The following is a 20,492-nucleotide window of genomic DNA, read 5'->3' as shown; positions in this document are numbered from 1 at the left end:
AGAGATACAGCGGTCAATGGTAAAGTGCCATTGTAGCGCCTGGCGCCAACCATCATCGCTGGAGAGGACATGCCGACGGAAAATACGCAGATTTTACTGAATGCACGACAGCAACTGGATCAATTGATCAAACAAATCCGGAACGAAGGCCAGCAAGCCAACTTGCTGCCTGCGCTGGAAACGGTATTGACCCAACTTGACAGCATGGCCAGACACGACCATCTGACTGGCGCTTTGAATCGCAGGTCACTGATGGCGATGCTGGACAATGAACTGGCCCGTTCCTTCCGTACCGGGCATACTTTCACGCTGGCATCCATTGCCATAGACGGACTGGAACAGATACTCGAACAACATGGTCAGGCCGTGGCAAAGCTGGTATTGCAAAGAGTGTCGAAAGAAGCACTGACCATGTTGCGTACCCTGGATTCTTTTGGTCGCGTCGCTGCCAATGAATTTGCCATCGTCATGCCAACCACCTGGCTGGAAGCCAGCCGCAAAGCCATAGCCCGCCTGAAGCTGCGTGTCGAACAGGTAGATTGGGAAAGCATTGCACCGGGGCTGAAAGTCAGTTTTTCTACCGGCCTGACAACCAATGCCCACAAAGACACAGCGGAAAGCATGCTGAAACGGGTCGGTTCTGCCCTGGTGACTGCCCGTACCCTGGGTGCCAACCAGATTTCAGAAATTGAGCCTCCCCTGCCAGATTACGATCCCAATGCGGACAATTAAGTCCCGTTTAAGACCTGTTAGCCATTGAATAGGGAACTTGTTCGCGTAAAAACGCACCAAGCTATTCATAAACTTATAATTCCAGGGAAAACCATGAACCAGTCTGATTTGCAGGGCATACGGCCCAGGCAAGCCTTAGTCTCGCCATTATTAGTACCCCTGTTGCTAAGTACCCTACTGAGTGCCATGCTGGGCGGCATGGCTGCTCCTGTGCTGGCCGCCACGACCGCTGCCACCAGTGTCGTCAGTGTGGCAACGGCAACCAGTCTGGCCGACGACAAAGCAGACCAGATCAAACAGCGTGCGGACTATATCCGCAAGAATTACGCCAAGTTTGAATACCGTATCCCCATGCGCGACGGCAAGCTGCTGTTCACCGTTGTGTATGTACCGAATGATGCCAATGGCAACAAACGCTATCCCATCCTGCTGAACCGCACCCCGTATTCGGTTGCCCCCTACGGCGCAGACCAGTACAAGACCCAGCTGGGTCCGACTGCCGAGTATGAAAAAGACGGCTTCATCTTTGCCTACCAGGACGTACGTGGCACCTATATGTCGGAAGGTGAATTCGTCAATATGCGTCCGCACATAGACCAGAAAAAAACTGTCAGCGATATCGATGAAAGTTCAGATACCTACGACAGCATAGAATGGATGATCAAGCATTTGCCCAACAATAATGGCAAGGTCGGGCAATGGGGTAATTCTTACCCCGGTTTCTACACTTCAGCAGGGGCCATAGACAGCCACCCGGCCCTGAAGGCAGTGTCACCGCAGGCCCCGATTGCGGACTGGTTCCGGGGTGACGACATGCATAGAAACGGTGCCTTCAACCTGCAAATGGCATTTGGCTTTTTCTACAGCTTTGGTCAGCCACGACCACAGCCTGTCGCCAGCGCAGGCTGGAAGAATTTCAACTTCGGCACACCGGACGGTTATCAGTTCTTCCTTGATCTGGGTTCGGTCGCGAATGCGAATACACGCTATTTCAAAAATGGTATTCCATTCTGGAATGAGATCACGGCCCATCCCAATTATGACCATTTCTGGCAAAGCAGGAATATTTTGCCGCATCTGAAAAACATCAAGGCAGCCGTGCTGACCGTGGGCGGCTGGTATGACACTGAAGATCTGTATGGCCCGCTGAACACCTACAAGTCCATAGAAAAACAGAATCCCGGCATACAAAACACGCTGGTCATCGGTCCCTGGACACATGGCGGCTGGTTCCGAAGTGATGGTGACAAAGTGGGTGATGCAAATTTTGGTTACCGCACCGTGGAAACCTATCAGCCCATAGAACTGGCGTTTTTCAAACACTATCTGAAAACCGGCGACAAACCGGCATTGCCCGAAGCCTGGATGTTTGAAACCGGTGCCAATCGCTGGCGCGGGTTTGAGCAGTGGCCACCGAAAGACAGCAAGGACCAGGCACTGTATTTCCAGGCCGATGGCAAACTCAGCTTCAAGGCCCCCGCCAATCAGGATGCACAGTTTGACGAATACATCAGTGACCCGGCCAAACCAGTGCCCTATACCACCGAGATAGGCACGCGCTGGAGCAATCAATACGTGGCCGCCGACCAGCGTTTTGCCACCCGTCGTCCCGATGTGCTGACCTGGCAAAGCGAAGTACTGGAAAAAGACGTGACTCTGGCTGGCCCCTTGACTGCGGACCTGTTTGTCAGCGTCACCGGTACGGATGCCGACTTTGTGGTCAAGCTCATCGACGTCAACCCACCCAATCTGGAAACCGATCCACAGACCAATCGTGGCAATCAGCAAACCCTGGTCAGGGGCGAACCTTTCCGCGCCCGTTTCCGCGATGGTTTCGAGACCGCAAAACCGCTGATACCAAATCAGGTCACCAAGGTGAAGTTTGGTATCAATGATGTGTTCCACACCTTCCAGCGTGGGCACCGCATCATGGTGCAGGTGCAGTCCAGCTGGTTCCCCTTCATAGACCGCAACCCGCAAAGCTTTGTGCCGAATATTTATGAAGCCAAAGACAGCGACTTCATCAAGGCCACGCACAAGGTGTATCACAGCAGCAGCCAGCCTAGCGCCCTGCATGTGAAAGTCTTGCCAGCGCTGGATCAATAAAAAATGCCGGTCATGCCCCTGGCAGGCATGACCGGCATTTCCAATCAGGATGAAACTTTACTGTAGCTTTTTTGCTGGCTGAAACACCACCAGCCAGGTTGCTAGTACCACGCCCGCACAACCTATCGCTGTATTGAGCGTGATGCTTTCCTGCAAAAACAGATAACCCCACAGCAAGGCAAACAGCGGGATCAGGAAAGTCACCGTCAGCGCCTTGGTTGGTCCCAGGTCCGCCATCAGGCGGAAATAAATCAGGTAGGCAACCGCGCTGCACAAAAGCGCCAGGGCAATAGCCACCATGACTATCGTTGTCGTGATCTCACCCCTGACCGGTGCCAGTGGCAGGAAAGGCAATAAGACAAATGCCGCCCCTACCTGTGAACCAGTGGCCATTTGCATGGCGGTCATGCCGCTGAGTTTTTTCTTGGTATAAATGCCGACGATGGAATAACAAAGTGTCGCCCCGACACAGGCCATGACAGCCAGCACCAGCTTGCTATTGAATTCCACTGGCCCCAGACGCACCAGGAAGGCGACGCCCAGTACCCCTATCGCCATGCCCGCCATCTTGCGCAGGGTCAATTGTTCGCCTAAAAACGCGGCCCCCATCAGCGCCCCCCATAAAGGACTGGTGGCATTCACGATCGCCGAATACCCGGCGGGAATACTGAGCGCCGCATAGGAATACAGCGCAAAAGGCAGGGCCGAATTGATCGTTCCCAGTATCAGGAAAGATTTCCAGTTGCTACGGAAATTCATCGCCCTGCCGGTAATCACCATCATGGCAAGCAAAGCGGCACCGGCCAGGCCAACCCTGACTTCGGCACTCCACAATACCCCGACCACGGGAGCCAACACCCGCATGAACAGGAAAGACGCGCCCCAGATAGCCGCCAGGGAAATCAAACGTAATAAATCAGCACTGCGCATAAGCCACTCCATAACAATCAGGCAAGCAGCTTAACAAACTGTGAGAAAAGTTGCTGGCAGCTTTCGGACATGGCAGGAAACCTGGTGCAACGCAGCAGAATACGCGAGCAATTTGCATCGCTCAAAAAAATGATTTATTGCAATATTTACCTCTTCTGTTGCCGTATTGAATTGACACATTGAACACAGAAAATAATACTGAATTCATTACAAAATAGGACTTACGCAAAATTGTCCCAGCAAGGCGTAGCGACGAAGACAGTACGAATAGTACGGCAAGGAGCTGCAACGCAGCTGGGGCGATTTTGCGTAAGTCCTAAGACTTGTGCAGTAGCGCCGCAAGCATTACCGCCCCAGCTATCTCGCCACAAGCAAAACCGCTTTCCAGCAACGCACAGTCTGAAGCTGATCATTGCAATCATTGTGATCACCTGCGACTGACCAAACGTATCAGGCTGTACCGACTTTTTCAGATTATCAGGCACCTTGCTGATGCCCGGGGGCAGGTCGCGTCCATTTGCTTTATAGCGTCTTTGCCATGTATGCGTCATCAATAAAAAAACTGGCACTCATTTCATTCGGAACGGCGTTTCACCATGCAACACATGGTGGGTCGCATGGACCATTTGCAATCTGATTACTTTATGGATAAAGGAGAACACACCACAGCGACTCAGGGACCCAATCACAAATAAGCACAAATGATCACAAGAAATCACAACAAGATTCATCCAATTAAAAACAGGAGACAAAATTGAAAACAGGAAATTTACGCAGCTTCTGGCTAAGCTGCATACTGCTTGGCTTGCTGGCAGGCTGTGGCGGCAGCGACGGTAGCAAAAGCGCACAAACAGGAAGCACGCTGACGGCGGCGGTTCCGCCTGTGCAGGCACCACCGGCCAGCAGCTTTGGCCTGACGTCGGACACCAACTTTTATACCGTCGATACCGGAGCCGGGCTGGTGTTCAAAATCCGCCGTCTGGACAATGGTGTCAGCACGCAATCGGCTGGCGACATAGCTTCGCTGATCTATAACGGCGTGCAATACCAGGACCAGTCCCGTGGTTCACAAGTGAACAGTGGCTTTGACTATCTGTACACGGGCGTTTCTGCGGTGACGGTGAATGCCGATGTCATCAATACCGACTACATCCGCATCACAGTGCAGGCTGGCAATCTGACCCATTATTACCTGGCAAAGAATGGCAGCCCGCATATCTACATGGGCACCTACTTCACCAGCGAACCCGACACCCTCAATCTGGTACGGTATATCGTACGCGTACCGGTAGGAGTGCTGCCCAACGGCCCGGGGCCATCGGATCTGCGCAACACCACCGGCGCCATCGAATCCAGCGACATCTTCGGCATGGCCAATGGCGAAACACGGTCGAAGCATTATTCAAACATGCGCTTGAAAGACTGGTCTTACATAGGCGGTACCAGCAGCAGCGTCGGCCTGTGGATGGTCAGGGACAATAATGAAGGTGGCTCCGGCGGTCCATTCTTCCGCAGTCTGCTGAACCAGATCACGTCCACCAACCAGGAAATCACCTATATCGTCAACTATGGAGAAAACCAGACCGAAGCATATCGCCCCGGCATACTGAATACCTATACGCTGGTATTCACGGGTGGTACTCCTCCAGGCGCACTGGATACGTCCTGGTTTGCCAACATGGGTATGACGGGTTACGTGCCTGCGTCATCCCGCGGTGCGGTTGCTGGCACAACCATCAATGGCCGCGATACCAACTATGGCTATACCGTCGGCTTTTCGAATACCACGGCACAGTACTGGGCCACGGCAAACACCAGCGATGGTTCATTCAACAGCCCGAACATGATCCCTGGTACCTACACCATGAAGATCTATAAAAATGAGCTGGCGGTAGATACTCGTTCCGTAACCGTCAGCGCTGGCAGCACGTACAACGCAGGGGCCATTACCATTGCTGGCGACCCCAGCAGCAGCGCAGCGCTATGGCGCATCGGTGACTGGGATGGCTCGCCTGCCGAGTTCCTGAATGGCGATAAAGTCACTACCATGCATCCATCGGACGTGCGCATGAGTTCATGGGTACCCGGTAACTTTGTGATCGGCAGTTCCAGTGCAGCGACTGATTTCCCGGCGTATCAGTGGAAATCAGTGAATGGCACTTACACCATCAAGTTCAACCTGACTGCCAGCCAGATTACCGCCCATACGCTACGGGTAGGGATTACCACTGCCTATGCAGGTGGCCGTCCCAAGGCGCAGATGAATGCCTGGGTATCTGCCAACCCGGCAGCATCGACCCAGCCATCCAGCCGCACCCTGACTGTCGGTAGCTATCGCGGCAATAACACGATGTACAGCTTCGCTATTCCTGCCACAGCATTTGTGGTGGGTGAAAATACCCTGACCCTGACTGCCATCAGCGGCTCCAGCGGTACCACTTACCTGAGCCCGGGGTATTCATATGATGCGGTAGATCTCTTGCAATAAAACTGTCATTGCATAGTCCTTTCAGGCCAGCGCGATGTCGCTGGCCTGATACATTTTAGGGCGTGTTGACATGTCTTTTAGGTAAGCAAATGGGTTTGAAACCTTGTCTGGCTAGGCGTGCGGAGCGCTGCTTGGTAATCCAAGTGAGCGACGTACAACAACGCCAGACGAGGTTTCGGACCCATTCCCTCCGGGTTTCCCCCATAGCGCGTGCTGGACTGCGTTGCGCGTCTTGTCAGGGGCACCAGCCCTGACTGCGCCGCACGCCTTGCCAGCCCGCGCTATGGGGGAAATGCTTTGCCTAAAAGATATGTCAACACGCCCTAGTACAGGCAAATTTACCGACATGTTAAACTTTCACTCTCCATTCTTTGACTCTCTATTCTTTCACTCTCTATTTGCAAGCGCGACAGAAAGTCCACCATGACCACTGCCAATCCTTCATCCATGCTGATCGGCGTTGCCGTCGGCGCGTTCGTTCTCTGGCGTATTGTGTCGCGTATCCGGCGCATGGTGGGCAGGCAAAGATATTCCGGCATACGTGCAATGATCACGGTATGCATTTTCCCTTTGCTGATCGCTCTGGTTATGTTCGGTGCCATAAATCATGAAGGCAGCGTGCTGATCATGCTGGGTGGCCTGGCTGTCGGTACCGGCCTGGGCATCTATGGTCACCGCCTGACCAAATTTGAACACAGCCCGGCTGGCAAATTCTATACGCCGAATGCACACCTGGGCATTGCCCTGTCAGTCCTGCTGCTGGGCCGCATTGCCTGGCGCATGGGGTCGCTGTATTTCACGACACAATCTTTCAGCGCGCCACCTAGTGATTTTTATGGCAGCCACCTGACCCTGTTCCTGTTTGGCATGCTGGCCGCCTATTACATTAGCTATGCCATCGGCCTGCTGCGCTGGTCACGCAGCTTGCGCACCACTACCCCGTCCGTCCCACCAGCCATGACGACAGACATTGTAGAAGACGCAGGCAAACCCTCATAAGCGCCACGGCGTTTTAAGCCGCCAGGGGCAGATTGAAAAACTGCCCGGTATTCAGGCGCACCTGCTGGGCAAGTGCAGTGGCTGATATGCCCAAAATGCTGGCTACGGCTTCCAGTACCACTGGCAGGTACATGGGTTCATTTCGTCCCTCTTGCGGTTTCACTGGCAAGTTACGCGGCAACAGGAATGGGGCGTCCGTTTCTATCATCAGCTTTTCTTTCGGCAAGAACTTGAGCGCCTGACGCAAGTCATCACCACGACGTTCATCGCAGACCCAGCCGGTCACGCCGATGTGGCAATCCAGATCCAGGTATTCACGGATTTCTGCCGTGTTACCGGTAAAGCAGTGCACCACCGCACCCTTCAGTTGTGAGCGATATTGTTTCAGCAGCGCAAAGAACGCATCATGCGCTTCACGCTCATGCAGGAACACGGGTTTCTGCACACGCACGGCCAATTGTAATTGCGCTTCAAAGCAGAGCAATTGCTGCGCTTCGGTCGAAAACATGCGGTTATAGTCAAGCCCACATTCACCAATGGCAACCACGCCTTGCCTGCCCGCCAGTTGTTCTATGGTTTTGGCGCAACCGGCATTCCAGTTCTTGGCTTCATGCGGATGCACACCGGCGGTACTGCTCAGATAGCCGGCATAATTTTGTGTCAGCGCATGGGCGTCACGGCTTGCACGTTCCGAGGTACCGGTGACAATAATGTGTTCCACACCGGCCTGCCTGGCCCTGTCAATGACGGCATCCAGATCGGCATGAAAACGATGATGTGCGAGGTTGGCACCGATATCGATCAGTGTATTTTTTTGTTGCATTTGAGATTCCTGTTATTGTTATTATGGATTAGTACAGGCTCGCTCAATCATGGATGACTGAGGATATTCTGAAGCAGAAGCTGCGGAAGAAAAATTGTCTGGATCAATCCAAATCTTTTTATTAAAAATGATGACGCTGGTTTCAACGCCAGCGCCATCATAAATCTGCTTACTCGAAAAAGCCAAGCCATTCCTTGCCGGTTGTGGGATTTTTGCAAACCCAAAGACCAAATTCACAGTCTAATTTACATTGGTTTAAAGCGCCAGGCGTACGCCTGACTAACCTTGAGCTTTTCTTGTGAGCCACGGATTTCTACCGTGTATTTTCCCAGTTCATCTCTATGGGCGCGGGTAATCGCGTCGGCGCGCACCACGACGCCACGGTGAATTTGCCAGAAAATGTCCGGGTCCAGGCCGTCCATCAATTCCTTCAATGGCTTGCGCACATGTGCTTCATCGTCAGCGCAGACCACTCTGGTGTATTTTTCATCCGAACTGAAAAACAGGATTTTTTCTACCGGGAACATCTTGATGGTGTCGCCCACGCTGGCACTAATCCAGCGTATGCGCTCAACGGTGTTGCTGCGCAGGCGCTTGTCCAGTTCTGACATCAACTGGCTGACATCGGTCACCGGCTGCTTGCTGGCGATGCGTTCTTTCAGGCGCGCTACGGCTTCTTGCAAGCGGATTTCGGATATCGGCTTCAGCAGATAATCCACCGCACCGGCAGCAAAGGCATCAATGGCATGGCTGTCATAGGCCGTGGTGAACACCGCATGACAGCGGCCCTTGACCGCATGCGCTACATCCAGTCCGGTCATGCCGGGCATGCGGATATCCAGGAAAGCGATATCCGGTGCTTCATGGTGTATGGCTTCCAGGGCTTCGGCACCGTGCTCACATTCAGCCAGTATTTCAAGTTCTGGCCATACTTTGGTCAACATGCGGCGCAATTCCTTGCGGGGTAAATCTTCGTCATCGGCGATGATGGCTGTAGTCATGAATCGTTTCCTTTTTTAATCAGGCTTCCAGAGGTAACAGAATGGTCGCTGCAACGCCACCTTCTGCCCTGGCTTTCAATACCAGGCTGGCGCGTTCGCCATACATGGATGCCAGACGCTCATGGATATTCGCCAGCCCTATGCCGGATCCGGAACTGCTGCCGGCAAAACCGACACCGTCATCCTCCACCGTCAGTTCCAGCATGGGGGTAGCTTCTTTTTCCATGCGTCTGGCATGAACGGCGATATGGACTGGCCCTATCTTTGGCTCCACCCCATGTTTGACTGCGTTTTCAACCAGCGAAATCAGCATCAGCGGCGGCAAAGCAGCATCGTTCACTTCACTGTTAAAACTGTAACTAAGACGGGGAATGCGCGCGTGCATCAAACCCAGATAGGCACTGGCAGCTTCCAGTTGCTGTTTTAGCCTGGCCTGGGCGGAACTACCGTCATTACGCATTTGCGGTATGGTTGCACGCAGGTAATCGACCAGATGATCAACAATCGCCGTGGCACGTTGCGGCTCCGTCAGGATGGCAGAGCGCACCCCGGCCAGGCTATTGAACAGGAAATGTGGTTCTACCTGTGCCGCCAGTACCGACAGGCGCAGTTCCGCTTCACGACGTGCATCTTGTGCCTGTTGTAGCTCTTGCTGACGCATGACTTCCAGCATGCGTTTTTTCTGGCGGAAAAAATACCAGAAATCCACGGCACCACCAGTGTAAAAGATCAGGCCGCTGGATATCAGCAGGGAAAATCCCTGCAAGATCAATTTCAGCGTCGGTGTGTGTTCCAATTTGCTGTCGATTTCCTTGCTGTCCGCAGGCCGTTCAGCAGTTTCGGCAACACTCGCCTGCGCAGTGACAGTAGTTAGCCGGCCCGTTGCATCCTTTGTATTCTTTTGTCTGGTACTGACAGAACCAATGACCGCCAATTCCACACCTGGACTGCCCTGCACCAGGTATTGGGTTGCATAGTTGACGCCGGAAAGCACACCATAACTGCACGCAGCCCCCAGCAACAAGGCCAACAACAGGGCAATGACTTCCTTTTTACCCGCATAGCCCCGGCTCCTGACCCAGACCGCCATGGCTGGCCCAAGCAGGTGCAGGGCCGTACTGCCCAGGGTAAGGGGGATGAAGACCGCCAGGGTCTTGCGCATATTTGCGTCCGCCAGCCAGCCAATCACCAGGACCAGCAGATCAATAATGGCAAAAAAACCTAACCATGCCTGGGCCCGGTAACGGAACCAGGTGCGGGAAAACACCGGATAATTGCGGGCACGGGTCAGCCAGGTTTCGCTGCGTGCCGTCACTTCGGATGGCAGCAGTTGTTCTGAAGTATGCAATTGTTTGGACATGGTATTAGAAAAAGACATCGCTATTCCCCGATCAAGTTTTGCTTAGTCTAGAACCGGGAAACCTGGAACAGGAATGATGCGATAAAACCCACGGATAAGGGATGAAACCTGATTTAGTGGGGATAAACTGAGTGGGGATAAACTAAGTGAGGATAAACTCAGCCGCCGTCGGTTTCACCCTGGCCTTCGGACTCTCCCTCAGCTACGGCAGGTCTTTGCTGTTTAGCAATACGCAATATGGTATTGCGTATGGACGTCAGGACTGCAACCGAATTGAAAGGTTTGACGATAAAGCCATGTACGCCGCGTTGCTGGGCCGCCTGCAAGGTGGCTGCATCAATTTTGGACGACACCAGAAACAACAGGGTTTTGGGTAAATCGGCACGCAGCTTGTCCAGCAGTGCCAGGCCCTCGGTATCAGCTTCACCGACATCGACACAAATGACCTGGGGTTTGAGTTTGATGATGCGTGCCAGACTGGCCGGGCTGAGGTTGGCGTCTCCCACCACCTCATGACCACCGTTCACCAGGACAGAGGCGAGTAAATTGCGGGCGACGGCGTTAGCGTCGAGAATGACGGCTTTAAGCATGGGAAACCGTGTAGATAGTATGTCTGCATATTAATGCAAAACATTAAGTTCATGTGCAAAAGGCAGCAGATCTTGCGAATCTGCTGCCTTTTTTAACATTTGAGGCGTTTGCGGCTCAATACTGTCGCTCAATGTTGCCGCTCAATCTTACTCATTAATCCCTGCTGCTGTCCGGCTTGGCATTCTTGACATAGGTTTCCAGCCAGCGATCCTGTTCCCACAACATGTGGAGTATGGATTCACGGGCGCGGTAGCTATGACTTTCATTCGGCAGCATGGACAGACGGGTGACGCCACCCAGCCCCTGTATGGCCTGATACATGCGTTCACTTTGCATGGGGAAAGTACCCGGATTATTATCCTGTTCACCATGAATGAAGAGGATGGGGTCTTTGAACTGGTTGGCAAAATTGAATGGCGACATGTCCTGGTAGACCTTGTTGGCCTTCCAGTAATTCCGGTCTTCAGACTGGAAACCAAACGGTGTCAGGCTGCGGTTATACGCACCCGAGCGGGCAATACCGGCACGGAACAGACGGGTGTGCGCCAGCAGGTTGGCCGTCATGAAAGCACCATAGCTATGGCCACCGATGGCAATACGGTTACGGTCTGCCACACCCAGGCGCACCACTTCGTCAACCGCTGCCTCAGCATCCATCTTCAACTGTTCCAGATAGGTATCATTCGGCTCTTTCTTGCCTTCACCGATGATGGGCATGGTTGGGCCATCCAGCACGGTATAGCCGCGCGCCAGCATGGCATGTGGGCCATTGTAGGAAATGCGGTTGAACTTGTAGGGTGAACCAATGACCTGGCTGGCAGCCTCTGCCGTTTTGAATTCACGCGGGTACGCCCACATGATCATGGGGCGCGGGCCGTCACGTTTCGGATCATAGCCCGGTGGCAGGTAAAGGGTGGCCGTCAGGTCAACACCGTCTTCACGTTCGTAACGGATTTGCTGCCGCTTCACGCCCTTGAACTGTGGCATGGGGTGCGGAAACTGGGTCAGCGCGCGCGGTGCGGCATTGCTGCTCAGGTCATGCAGGTAAAAATTCGGCCTTTCTTCATTCGCTTCACGGCTGGTGACAAAACTGCTACCCTTGTCATTCAGCAAACCCAGCACCTCCTCATAGTAAGGTGCCTGCGAACGCCACAGACGGTTCGCCTGTTTGCTGGCCAGGTCAAATTTATCCAGGAAAGGCCGGTCGCCTTCAGGACTGGCACCCGTGCCGGTCAGGAAGATGGCCTTGCCGTCCGGCGTGGTACGCAATATCTGGCGACCCATGGCATTTTGCGTCATCACTGGCGCACCGGGGTTGGCATACTGATCTTCGTATTTACGGCTGAACAAGAGTTCCGGCTTGCTGTCTGCTACGCCCGGCTGTACACGCCAGGTACGGGTGTCCTTGGTCTTCACCCAGTTTTCGGTGACCAGTGCCAGGTTATCGTTACCCCATTGCACACTGCCAAAACGCCAGGCCAGGTCCATGATTTTCTGGGCCTGACCATCGAAAGGTGCAGCTTGCTGGAACAGGGCATCATGCACCTTGCTGTTTACTTCCGGGTCGCCGCCGGCTTGCGCTTCCAGCCAATACAGGGTCGCGGGTTTGTCATGGCGCCAGCCAAAATCACGTGGCCCTGCCTGCACAGCATCTATCCCGGTTGGCAAGCGCTCACGCATCGGGCGTTCTGCGATTGTTTTTACTTTCTTGCCCTGGTTATCCCAGATTTCTATCAACTGGCCAAAGCGATCCATAGGCAACATGGTCGAATACGGACGACGCAATTGGGTGGTCAGAATCAGTTTGCCATCCGGCGAAGCCAGGGATTTAATCAGCGTCATGGCATTGCCTATGCGATGCAGCTCACCCCTGACATTGACAAAACCAAGTTGCGTCTGCAATTGCCAGTCCAGCACATCGCTGTCACGCGGGGTCTTCAGCATGTCGGGATAAGTACGATTCTGGCTGGCCTTGCCGCCCTTGCTTTCTTGCGTATTCGGCCCGCTTGGAACAAAGCTGGTTGCTGCCAGCTCTTTCTGGCGCAAAGGCAAGAGCCTGACCAGCAGTTTGTCCGAACCTTCTATCCAGGAAAACCCCGGCCCTGTGACGGCATTGAGCTTGTCTGCCATCAGGCGACGCACTGCCGCCGTTCTGACATCCATCAGCCACAGTTCCACACCGTTATCTACCCATATGCTGAAAGCCAGCCAGTGTTCATCCGGCGACCAGGCAGTTTCTGCAATCTTGACCTTGGCCGGCAGGCCAGTGACTTCACGCAGCTTGCCGGTGGTAACATCCAGCAGGCTCATGCCATTGCCAAAATCGAAATGGCTGGCGGCACGGGTACGTGGATTGATGCGCAGGCCAGCCAGCTTCAATTCTGGCTGAGACACATCGACAATACTGGGCAGGCCCGGCAGGGTCAGCAACAGGGCTGTCTTGCGCTGTGGCCCGAGGCGGAAAACCGGCCCTCTGGGTGCATCCACCACGGCCTGCAACTCTGGCGGTGGCAACTGATATCCAGATTCACTGGTAGTACCGGCATATATCTGACTGGAAGAAGCGGCCACCAGACTGAGCGTGGCAAAGAAAAACAAGGGTTTGAAACGAAACATAGAAAACGGTCCTGGTCTCTGGTTTTGATGCTGCAGGCTTAACATGTAGACATGTTATGAGCCTTTAAAAAAAACGACCGCCCCTGACACGGGGCGGCAATTTTACTTACTGGATTTACAATTTGGTGCTATGGCAAATGCCATAAAAAATAAGGCTGTAACTCATTTTGCGACGGGGGCAAAACCATTCGCCGTAATATCCAGCTCACTGACTTCACCATAGCTGGCAGCGATGCTGCGTATGCTTTCTGCTTTGCCTATCAGTAAGATTTGCAGTTTATCGCGTGGAAAATGTTTGTCCACTAATTGTTTTGCTTTTTCCGGGTTCAGACCATCAACATCCCGCGTGAAATTATCAATCTGTTCACGACCGACTTTGGAAACATACATATCACTTAACAAACCGGCCAGTTGCAGGTTGGTTTCAAAGCGCGGCGGGAATTGCCCCTTGACATAGGCCTTGGCAGATTCCAGGGTGGCGGCATCAATACCCTTGTCCCACAGGCGCTGATAGGTTTTGGTCGCCAATGCCAGTGCCGCTTCGGTTTTGGGGGTAGCGGTAAAGCTCGATACGGCAAAAGTACCGGTATCAGTCAGCGTAAAAAAGCTGCTGCTGGCACCGTAGGTCAGCCCAGAATTGACACGTAACTCATCATTCAGCCATGACGTAAAACGACCACCAAGTATGGTGTTGATGACCTGCAAAGGCACATAGTCCGGATCATTGCGGGCGATACCGGCACCGCCAAACAGGAAGGTGGTTTCAGCCGCATCAGACTTGTTCACCAGCCAGACCCTGGCCTTGTCAGCCTGTACTTTGCCCTTGGCTGCGCTTGCCGGCAAAGTTCCTGCCGACTGCCATTTGCCAAACAGTGTTTCCAGCTGCGCACGCATGGCAGCAGGCTTGAAGTCACCCACCACGATCAGGGCAGCATTATCCGGACGATAATAATTTTTATGAAAACTACGCGCATCCTGGGTCTGCAAGGCTGTCACGCTGTTGACCGAACCCGCCACCGGATTGGCATACGCCGCATTACCAAACAGCATGCTGCGGTAGTAATTTTGCACCACATTGCGCGGACTTTCCTTGGCCTGCTTCAAACCATCGACAGTACGCGCACGCAATTTGCCAAATTCTTCCTCATTGAAGCCGGGATGCTGCAAGGCATCGGCGATAATGGGCATCAAGGTAGCGGCATCGTCCCTGGCAAATTCTGCCGTCAGCGCCGTCGCTTCGGCACTGGTGGTACTGGAGATCTTGCCACCCCGAAAATCAAAACTCTGGTCCAGCGTTTTTTTGTCATATTTGCTGCTGCCCAGCAGGAGTGTTTCACCAGTCAGGTTGGATAAGCCGGACTGGTTGCCATCATTGACTGCACCAGCCTTGACCACGGCGCGCATGGCGATCAGCGGTACGTCGTGGCGCTCCATCAGATAGACGGTCAGACCATTCGACAGTTTGGCAGTTTCAAACGCAGGCAGGCGAAAATCGGCGGCATGGCTGCTGGTAACGCACAAGCTCAGACTGGCGCTGGCCAGACTGCATGCAAGAATTTTTTTGCTGATCATCTTCTTATTCCTCCACTGCGGCAAGTACACCGACAGTACGTTGTGATTTTCTGAAATATTTAGCGGCGACAGTTTTGATATCTGCCACAGTCAGCTTGCGATAAGCCTCGGGCGCATCAAATAATTTTTTGTAGTCACCGAAAAATACTTCGTATTCACCCAGTTGCGCGGCCTTACCATTGATGGTTTCTTGCGCGCGGTAAAAATTCAGCAGCTTCTGGTTTTTCACTTTCTGCAATTCTTCTTCGCTGATGCCATCCTTGATCAGACGGTCTATTTCTGCCAGCAATGCTTCTTCCACCTTCGCTGCCGGCACCTTGTTGGCAGCCACCGCAAAGAAATTGAACAGGCCAGGATCAAGTGCCTTGCCCTGGTCTGAACCGACCTGTGTCGCCAGACGTTTGTCCACCAGTGCCTGGTACAGACGCGAGGTATTGCCATCCGTCAGAATGCTGGAGATCACATTCAGCGCATAGTAATCAGGGTGATTGGTGGCTGGCACCTTATAAGAAATCATCAGGTTGGCCGCAGTGGCCGATTCCTTGCGCACAAACACGCGTCGCTCGCCTTTTTGTTCCGGCTCCACAGTACGTACTGCTGGTGGCAAGGCACGCTTTGGTACATTGGCAAAATACTGTTCAGCCAGACGCTTTACTTCGTCGGCCTTGACGTCACCGACGATAACAGCCACGGCATTATTCGGCGAGTAATACACATTGAAATACTTTTGCAGATCATCCTGGGTCCAGGCCTTGATATCGGATTCATGACCTATCGTCGGAACCGAATACGGATGGGCACGGAAAGCCGAGGCATACACCTCACCCCACAAGGCGCGCAGATTGGAATTTTCCAGCCCGGTGCTGCGTTCCGACAAGACTACGCCGCGTTCGCTTTCCACCATCTTGGGATCAATGCTCAGATTGGCGATGCGATCACTTTCCAGATCAAAGATGGTCGGCAGCGACACGGCAGGAAACCAGTCCTGGTAGACCGTCACATCATTGCTGGTATAGGCATTATTGGCACCACCATTTGCTTCCATGGTGCGGTCAAACTGCTTGGGCCCAAATTTTTTGGAACCGTTGAACATCATGTGTTCAAAAAAATGCGACAGGCCGGTGATGCCCGCCACTTCATTGCGGGATCCGACTTTCCAGTAGGTATACATATTCGCATTGGGAATGGTCGTATTCTCCAATACCAGGAACTTCATGCCATTGGGCAGCGTGAAGGTTTTCACCTGTTCTACAGTCACGGCCTGCGCCATGCCTGCCATCCCCACTACACCGCACCACAGGCTGCCGGCAGCAACCAGGTTTTTCCACTTCATTGTTCTCTCCTTTTTTGTAGCCTGTTTTTTTAGCCCTGTTTGTGGACAAATTCCATCAAACCGATTGCAAGCTGTTCAGACTGCCTGGATGCGGACTGGTTCAGTCCATGTTTCATTGGCAAGACTCAAGATTGCACAGCCCCGCACATATACCGATTCCGGCACAAGCCCTGTGCTGTCAGCTAAAAATTACAAAATCACACAAAACACCGGGCATTTACTCTGGCAATTACTTTATTAGGACTTACGCAAAATTGTCCCAGCAAGGCGTAGCGACGAAGACAGTACGAATAGTACGGCTAGGCGCTGCAACGCAGCTGGGGCGGTTTTGCGTAAGTCCTATTTATTTTCAATCACTGCAACAGGCATCAACAAAACACATATTCATTACTTTTTTGATACTTATTCTGCAAGTACCTGTAAGCAAATGTAAGTGAAATAAGATGCATCATGCCATATTCAGACGACGATATCTGCACAATGTTTGTGCAGCAATTTTTGCTGCGGTGCGGCATATGTCTTTTTATTTGGCCTTTTTGTCGTGGTAAGCTACGCGCCGAATTGAATCAATTCATATCATTTAATGATACACAATGAAAAAAATTTTGCGACATAAATTACTTTTAATACAAAATAAATACTGGAGAGCACTTTGAACAAAATTCAAACGCCAGCCGCACACACTATCCTGGGACATCCGGATAGCCTGTTTGTGCTGTTCTTCACAGAAATGTGGGAACGGTTTTCTTATTACGGCATGCGCGCCCTGCTGGTACTGTTTCTGGTTACCACCGTCGACAAGGGCGGCTGGGGCTGGAGCCGTGCGGATGCCACCGCCCTGTATGGCTGGTACACCGGCCTGGTCTACCTGACCCCTATCCTGGGTGGTTATATCGCCGATCAGTTACTGGGCAGCCGTCGCTCTGTCGTGCTGGGTGGTTTCATCATCGCCGCAGGCCATGCCTGCCTGCTGTTTGATACACCGGCAACCTTCTACACCGGCCTGGGTCTGGTAGTCGCCGGCACCGGTTTGTTCAAACCGAATATCTCTGCCATCGTTGGTCAGTTGTATACCAAGGACAATGAAGGTGGTCGTGATGGCGGCTACACGCTGTTCTACATGGGCGTCAACTCCGGTGCTTTCTTCGGTATCCTGTTGTGCGGTTACATCGGTGAAAAAATATCCTGGCCCATGGGCTTTGGCCTGGCCGGTGCCTTCATGATCCTAGGTGCTATCCAGTTCTATTTTGGTCAGGGCATCTTTGGTGATATCGGTCTGGCCAAGTCACAACAAAAAGCAGATGCAGTGGTGGCAGAAGAAGCAGCACCACATATCGTGTCTGACCGCCTGGTAGCCATTTGCGTATTCTCTTTCTTCACCATCTTTTTCTGGTTTGCGTTTGAGCAGGCCGGTGGCTCGATGACGATTTTTGCAGCTGACTACACTGACCGTGCACTGGTTGGTACCAGCGGCATGGCATTTAAAATCGTCAACAGCCTGATGACCGTCATTCCGACCATCATCCTGTCCTGGCTATTGCTCAAACTGTTTGCCGGCACGGCAAAGCGCTACCTGCTGTCGAATGCCTTGCTGCTGCTTTGCATAGGCTTGATCTGGGCACTGGTGATCTGGATGCTGCGCCGTGAATTTGCACTTGATCAGTCCAGCGTACCTGCAACCTGGTTTGGCGTGCTGAATTCCTTCTTCCTGGTGATCCTGGCACCGATGTTTTCCAAACTGTGGGAAAAATACTGGAACCCTAGCGGCCCGGTCAAATTTGGCGTGGGACTGGTCTTGCTGGGCCTGGGTTTTGCGGCGCTGTCTTACGGTTCTGCCAGCATCCCTGCCGGTGCCAAAACAGCAAGTGTCAGCATGATCTTCCTGATCGCTGCCTACTTCTTCCATACCATGGGGGAACTCTGTGTATCACCAGTCGGCCTGTCGTATATCAGCAAACTGGCACCGCCACGTCTGCTCGGCCTGATGTTTGGCGTCTGGTTCCTGAACACTGCCATTGCCAATAAACTGGCTGGCTTCAGCGGCAGTTATATCGACGATATCTCCAAGCATTATTCGATGTCCATCTTCTTCCTGATCTTTACCCTGATCCCGATAGCAGCAGGCGTCATACTGATGCTGCTCGACAAATGGATGAAACAGAAAATGCACGGCATCCACTAAGCTGCCTTTGCATCAAAAATCCCCGTACCATGATCCATCGCACGGGGATTTTTATTTGTAAAGCCTATGCCTTAAACGTCACCCATGGCCTGAGCCTGACTGCTGCCCTGATCAGCCCGGCTTCTTCCTGCGCCTCTATCACCGGGCCTATGGGTTTATAGGCTTGCGGTGCTTCTTCAATACGCCGTTCTTCACGCAGGGTCACACATTGCCAGCTGGCCTCTGTATTGTCATGGCGCAGGCGTCGCACATCCTGCCGGCGAACACGCCTGCCTGCACCATGGCTGCACGACCATAACCAGTCAGGATTGCCCAATCCGTGTACCAGGTAACTGGCGTCCCCCATGGAACCCGGTATCAGCGCCAGGTCGCCATCGCGTGCCGGGGTGGCACCTTTTCTGTGTATGTTCATACCATGTTCACGCAAGATCACATTGTGCGGTACATCCACGATCAGCTTCGAGCCGGCCGCGCCCAGCACGGCTTGCAACTGCTGCCTGACCAGTTCAGCCAGCACCATGCGATTGGCCCAGGCATAGCGTGCTGCCACACCCATTGCCAGCAGATATTCTTCAGCCAGTTCACCACTGAGACCATACAGGGCTGTGTCAGGGTGCTTCATGCCCGCTGGCCATTCTGACCTGGCCCTGTCCATCCAGCGCTGCCCAACATAGAAACCAACATCGCGCGAGCCACTATGTATCATGACGACGATATCGTCTTTTGCCAGCCCTGCGCGGTAGGCCAGATGACGGTCAAAGACCGTATCGACTACCTGCAATTCAACAAAGTGATTGCCACCGCCGGTAGTACCCAGACTGGGGTCGCGCATTATGCCTGTGCGATTAAACCAGGCTTCAGGTGCATAGCGGCGTGCGCCACCAAATTCATGCAGACCTATGCAGGCAGTGAGCTCTTGCTGCAGCCTGTCTCTATCTGCCACAGCCCAAATACCACTATCTGGCAAGCTATCCAGAAAAGCTGCCGGACCAGCATCACACAGCGCGGCAAATGCCTGGGCATGTGCGGGTACATCCCTGGCATTTTCCAGCAACACCCTTTGCAGTTGACGTATCAGCGCATCTTTATGCAGGCTGGCCTGTGTCAGATTAAAACCTGTTGTCAACAGACGCATACCACAGTTGATGTCCGTGCCTATGGCGGCAGGAATCACGAAACCGGCATCGGTGGCGACGATGGACCCAACCGGGGCAATGCTGCCAGGATGAAAATCCGGTGTTGCACAAGCCTTGCACACCCCATGACTCGAATCCGGAGATCTGACTGAGGCAAAAGCCAGCAATTGCTTGACGGCCTTTTCTTCCAGAGGAAGCGAGTCCGGTAATAACACCGAAGCCTGTGCGTGTTCATTATGAAGTTGAAAGATGCCATTGGCATGCTCAACATGGATGCCCTGTCTTTGCAATGCAGATTGCAGACGGGGAAAAGACGGAAGTAAGGAACGGGAAACAGAAGTCATGACGGCTACCAAAATTTGAAGTACAGGTGCGCCTCCGGCGATTCGGGGGCATTTGTACCTCTAGCAGCAGCGCCAAGAGGGGATTAGAACTCATTTCATCAATAGGGATGAGTGCGAGCAAGGCGATTCGGGATGCAGTGCAAGGCGTGACGCGCAGCTAAGGCTGGTGCCTTAGCAAGCGGCGCAACGCTGCAATGCGCCCGAATCGCCAGCTCCCGAAGGGTTTGCCTCATAACGCGTGCTGGACTGCGTTGGACTCGTTGTCAATAGACCCGCTAT

At 53.2% G+C, this 20,492-nt stretch carries 15 protein-coding genes; 5 read left to right on the top strand and 10 right to left on the bottom strand.

Going from position 1 to position 20,492, the window contains the following annotated elements; translation table 11 throughout:
• Positions 1-69 precede the first annotated feature (69 nt).
• Together H8L32_RS04125 and H8L32_RS04120 are read left to right on the top strand one after the other, a co-directional pair.
• Entirely contained in the window at positions 70-732 is a 663-nt protein-coding gene (locus tag H8L32_RS04125) for a GGDEF domain-containing protein (protein ID WP_186945912.1), read from the top strand.
• 93 nt (positions 733-825) lie between these two features.
• Entirely contained in the window at positions 826-2,838 is a 2,013-nt protein-coding gene (locus tag H8L32_RS04120) for a CocE/NonD family hydrolase (protein ID WP_230412052.1), read from the top strand.
• Positions 2,839-2,895: 57 nt separating this feature from the next.
• Here the strand turns inward: H8L32_RS04120 and H8L32_RS04115 are convergent, their stop codons facing one another.
• Complete coding sequence (locus tag H8L32_RS04115; protein ID WP_186945911.1) at positions 2,896-3,768, bottom strand: DMT family transporter; 873 nt, start codon at positions 3,766-3,768, stop codon at positions 2,896-2,898.
• 754 nt (positions 3,769-4,522) lie between these two features.
• On the opposite strand from H8L32_RS04115, the gene H8L32_RS04110 reads away from it, so the two are divergent.
• Together H8L32_RS04110 and H8L32_RS04105 are read left to right on the top strand one after the other, a co-directional pair.
• Positions 4,523-6,256, top strand: a complete 1,734-nt coding sequence (locus tag H8L32_RS04110) for a rhamnogalacturonan lyase B N-terminal domain-containing protein (protein ID WP_186945910.1) — start codon at positions 4,523-4,525, stop codon at positions 6,254-6,256.
• A 423-nt stretch (positions 6,257-6,679) separates the two neighbouring features.
• Positions 6,680-7,255 (top strand): hypothetical protein, encoded by a 576-nt coding sequence (locus tag H8L32_RS04105; RefSeq protein WP_186945909.1) that lies wholly within the window; start codon positions 6,680-6,682, stop codon positions 7,253-7,255.
• A 13-nt stretch (positions 7,256-7,268) separates the two neighbouring features.
• On the opposite strand, the gene H8L32_RS04100 is transcribed toward H8L32_RS04105, so the two are convergent.
• The 8 genes from H8L32_RS04100 to H8L32_RS04065 all read right to left on the bottom strand — a co-directional run bounded on the left by H8L32_RS04100 (position 7,269) and on the right by H8L32_RS04065 (position 16,551).
• Positions 7,269-8,078: a TatD family hydrolase gene (locus H8L32_RS04100; RefSeq protein WP_186945908.1), complete on the bottom strand. Its 810-nt coding sequence runs from the start codon at positions 8,076-8,078 to the stop codon at positions 7,269-7,271.
• Positions 8,079-8,099: 21 nt separating this feature from the next.
• Positions 8,100-8,315, bottom strand: a complete 216-nt coding sequence (locus tag H8L32_RS04095) for a hypothetical protein (protein ID WP_186945907.1) — start codon at positions 8,313-8,315, stop codon at positions 8,100-8,102.
• An 8-nt stretch (positions 8,316-8,323) separates the two neighbouring features.
• On the bottom strand, positions 8,324-9,079 hold the full coding sequence (locus H8L32_RS04090) for a LytR/AlgR family response regulator transcription factor (RefSeq protein ID WP_186945906.1): 756 nt from the start codon (positions 9,077-9,079) through the stop codon (positions 8,324-8,326).
• Positions 9,080-9,098: 19 nt separating this feature from the next.
• Positions 9,099-10,457 carry a sensor histidine kinase gene (locus H8L32_RS04085; RefSeq protein WP_186945905.1) on the bottom strand — a complete coding sequence of 453 codons (1,359 nt, stop codon included), beginning with the start codon at positions 10,455-10,457 and terminating at the stop codon, positions 9,099-9,101.
• Between the two features lie 140 nt (positions 10,458-10,597).
• Positions 10,598-11,029, bottom strand: a complete 432-nt coding sequence (locus H8L32_RS04080; RefSeq protein ID WP_186945904.1) for an ANTAR domain-containing response regulator — start codon at positions 11,027-11,029, stop codon at positions 10,598-10,600.
• Between the two features lie 154 nt (positions 11,030-11,183).
• Positions 11,184-13,646, bottom strand: coding sequence for a S9 family peptidase (locus tag H8L32_RS04075; RefSeq protein WP_186945903.1), 2,463 nt, complete (start codon positions 13,644-13,646; stop codon positions 11,184-11,186).
• A 162-nt stretch (positions 13,647-13,808) separates the two neighbouring features.
• On the bottom strand, positions 13,809-15,218 hold the full coding sequence (locus H8L32_RS04070) for a M16 family metallopeptidase (RefSeq protein WP_186945902.1): 1,410 nt from the start codon (positions 15,216-15,218) through the stop codon (positions 13,809-13,811).
• 4 nt (positions 15,219-15,222) lie between these two features.
• On the bottom strand, positions 15,223-16,551 hold the full coding sequence (locus tag H8L32_RS04065) for a M16 family metallopeptidase (RefSeq protein ID WP_186945901.1): 1,329 nt from the start codon (positions 16,549-16,551) through the stop codon (positions 15,223-15,225).
• A gap of 652 nt (positions 16,552-17,203) precedes the next feature.
• Here H8L32_RS04065 and H8L32_RS04060 point away from each other — a divergent pair.
• Complete coding sequence (locus H8L32_RS04060) at positions 17,204-18,733, top strand: peptide MFS transporter (protein WP_222619189.1); 1,530 nt, start codon at positions 17,204-17,206, stop codon at positions 18,731-18,733.
• A 64-nt stretch (positions 18,734-18,797) separates the two neighbouring features.
• On the opposite strand, the gene H8L32_RS04055 is transcribed toward H8L32_RS04060, so the two are convergent.
• The gene (locus tag H8L32_RS04055; RefSeq protein WP_186945900.1) at positions 18,798-20,213 is read right to left on the bottom strand and encodes an RtcB family protein; all 1,416 of its coding nucleotides are present in this window, start codon (positions 20,211-20,213) and stop codon (positions 18,798-18,800) included.
• Between the last annotated feature and the right edge of the window lie 279 nt (positions 20,214-20,492).

Origin of the sequence: Undibacterium hunanense, assembly GCF_014284335.1 — a bacterium.
Lineage (GTDB): Bacteria > Pseudomonadota > Gammaproteobacteria > Burkholderiales > Burkholderiaceae_D > Undibacterium > Undibacterium hunanense.
Note: the sequence above shows the minus strand (reverse complement) of the source record. Positions and strands in the feature narration are given on the sequence as shown.

Excerpts from the sequence above, each read along its gene's own strand:
- H8L32_RS04125 (WP_186945912.1), top strand. The coding sequence starts at position 70 with ATGCCGACGGAAAATACGCAGATTTTACTGAATGCACGACAGCAACTG.
- H8L32_RS04120 (WP_230412052.1), top strand. The coding sequence starts at position 826 with ATGAACCAGTCTGATTTGCAGGGCATACGGCCCAGGCAAGCCTTAGTC.
- H8L32_RS04115 (WP_186945911.1), bottom strand. The coding sequence starts at position 3,768 with ATGCGCAGTGCTGATTTATTACGTTTGATTTCCCTGGCGGCTATCTGG.
- H8L32_RS04105 (WP_186945909.1), top strand. The coding sequence starts at position 6,680 with ATGACCACTGCCAATCCTTCATCCATGCTGATCGGCGTTGCCGTCGGC.
- H8L32_RS04100 (WP_186945908.1), bottom strand. The coding sequence starts at position 8,078 with ATGCAACAAAAAAATACACTGATCGATATCGGTGCCAACCTCGCACAT.
- H8L32_RS04090 (WP_186945906.1), bottom strand. The coding sequence starts at position 9,079 with ATGACTACAGCCATCATCGCCGATGACGAAGATTTACCCCGCAAGGAA.
- H8L32_RS04085 (WP_186945905.1), bottom strand. The coding sequence starts at position 10,457 with ATGTCTTTTTCTAATACCATGTCCAAACAATTGCATACTTCAGAACAA.
- H8L32_RS04080 (WP_186945904.1), bottom strand. The coding sequence starts at position 11,029 with ATGCTTAAAGCCGTCATTCTCGACGCTAACGCCGTCGCCCGCAATTTA.
- H8L32_RS04075 (WP_186945903.1), bottom strand. The coding sequence starts at position 13,646 with ATGTTTCGTTTCAAACCCTTGTTTTTCTTTGCCACGCTCAGTCTGGTG.
- H8L32_RS04070 (WP_186945902.1), bottom strand. The coding sequence starts at position 15,218 with ATGATCAGCAAAAAAATTCTTGCATGCAGTCTGGCCAGCGCCAGTCTG.
- H8L32_RS04065 (WP_186945901.1), bottom strand. The coding sequence starts at position 16,551 with ATGAAGTGGAAAAACCTGGTTGCTGCCGGCAGCCTGTGGTGCGGTGTA.
- H8L32_RS04055 (WP_186945900.1), bottom strand. The coding sequence starts at position 20,213 with ATGACTTCTGTTTCCCGTTCCTTACTTCCGTCTTTTCCCCGTCTGCAA.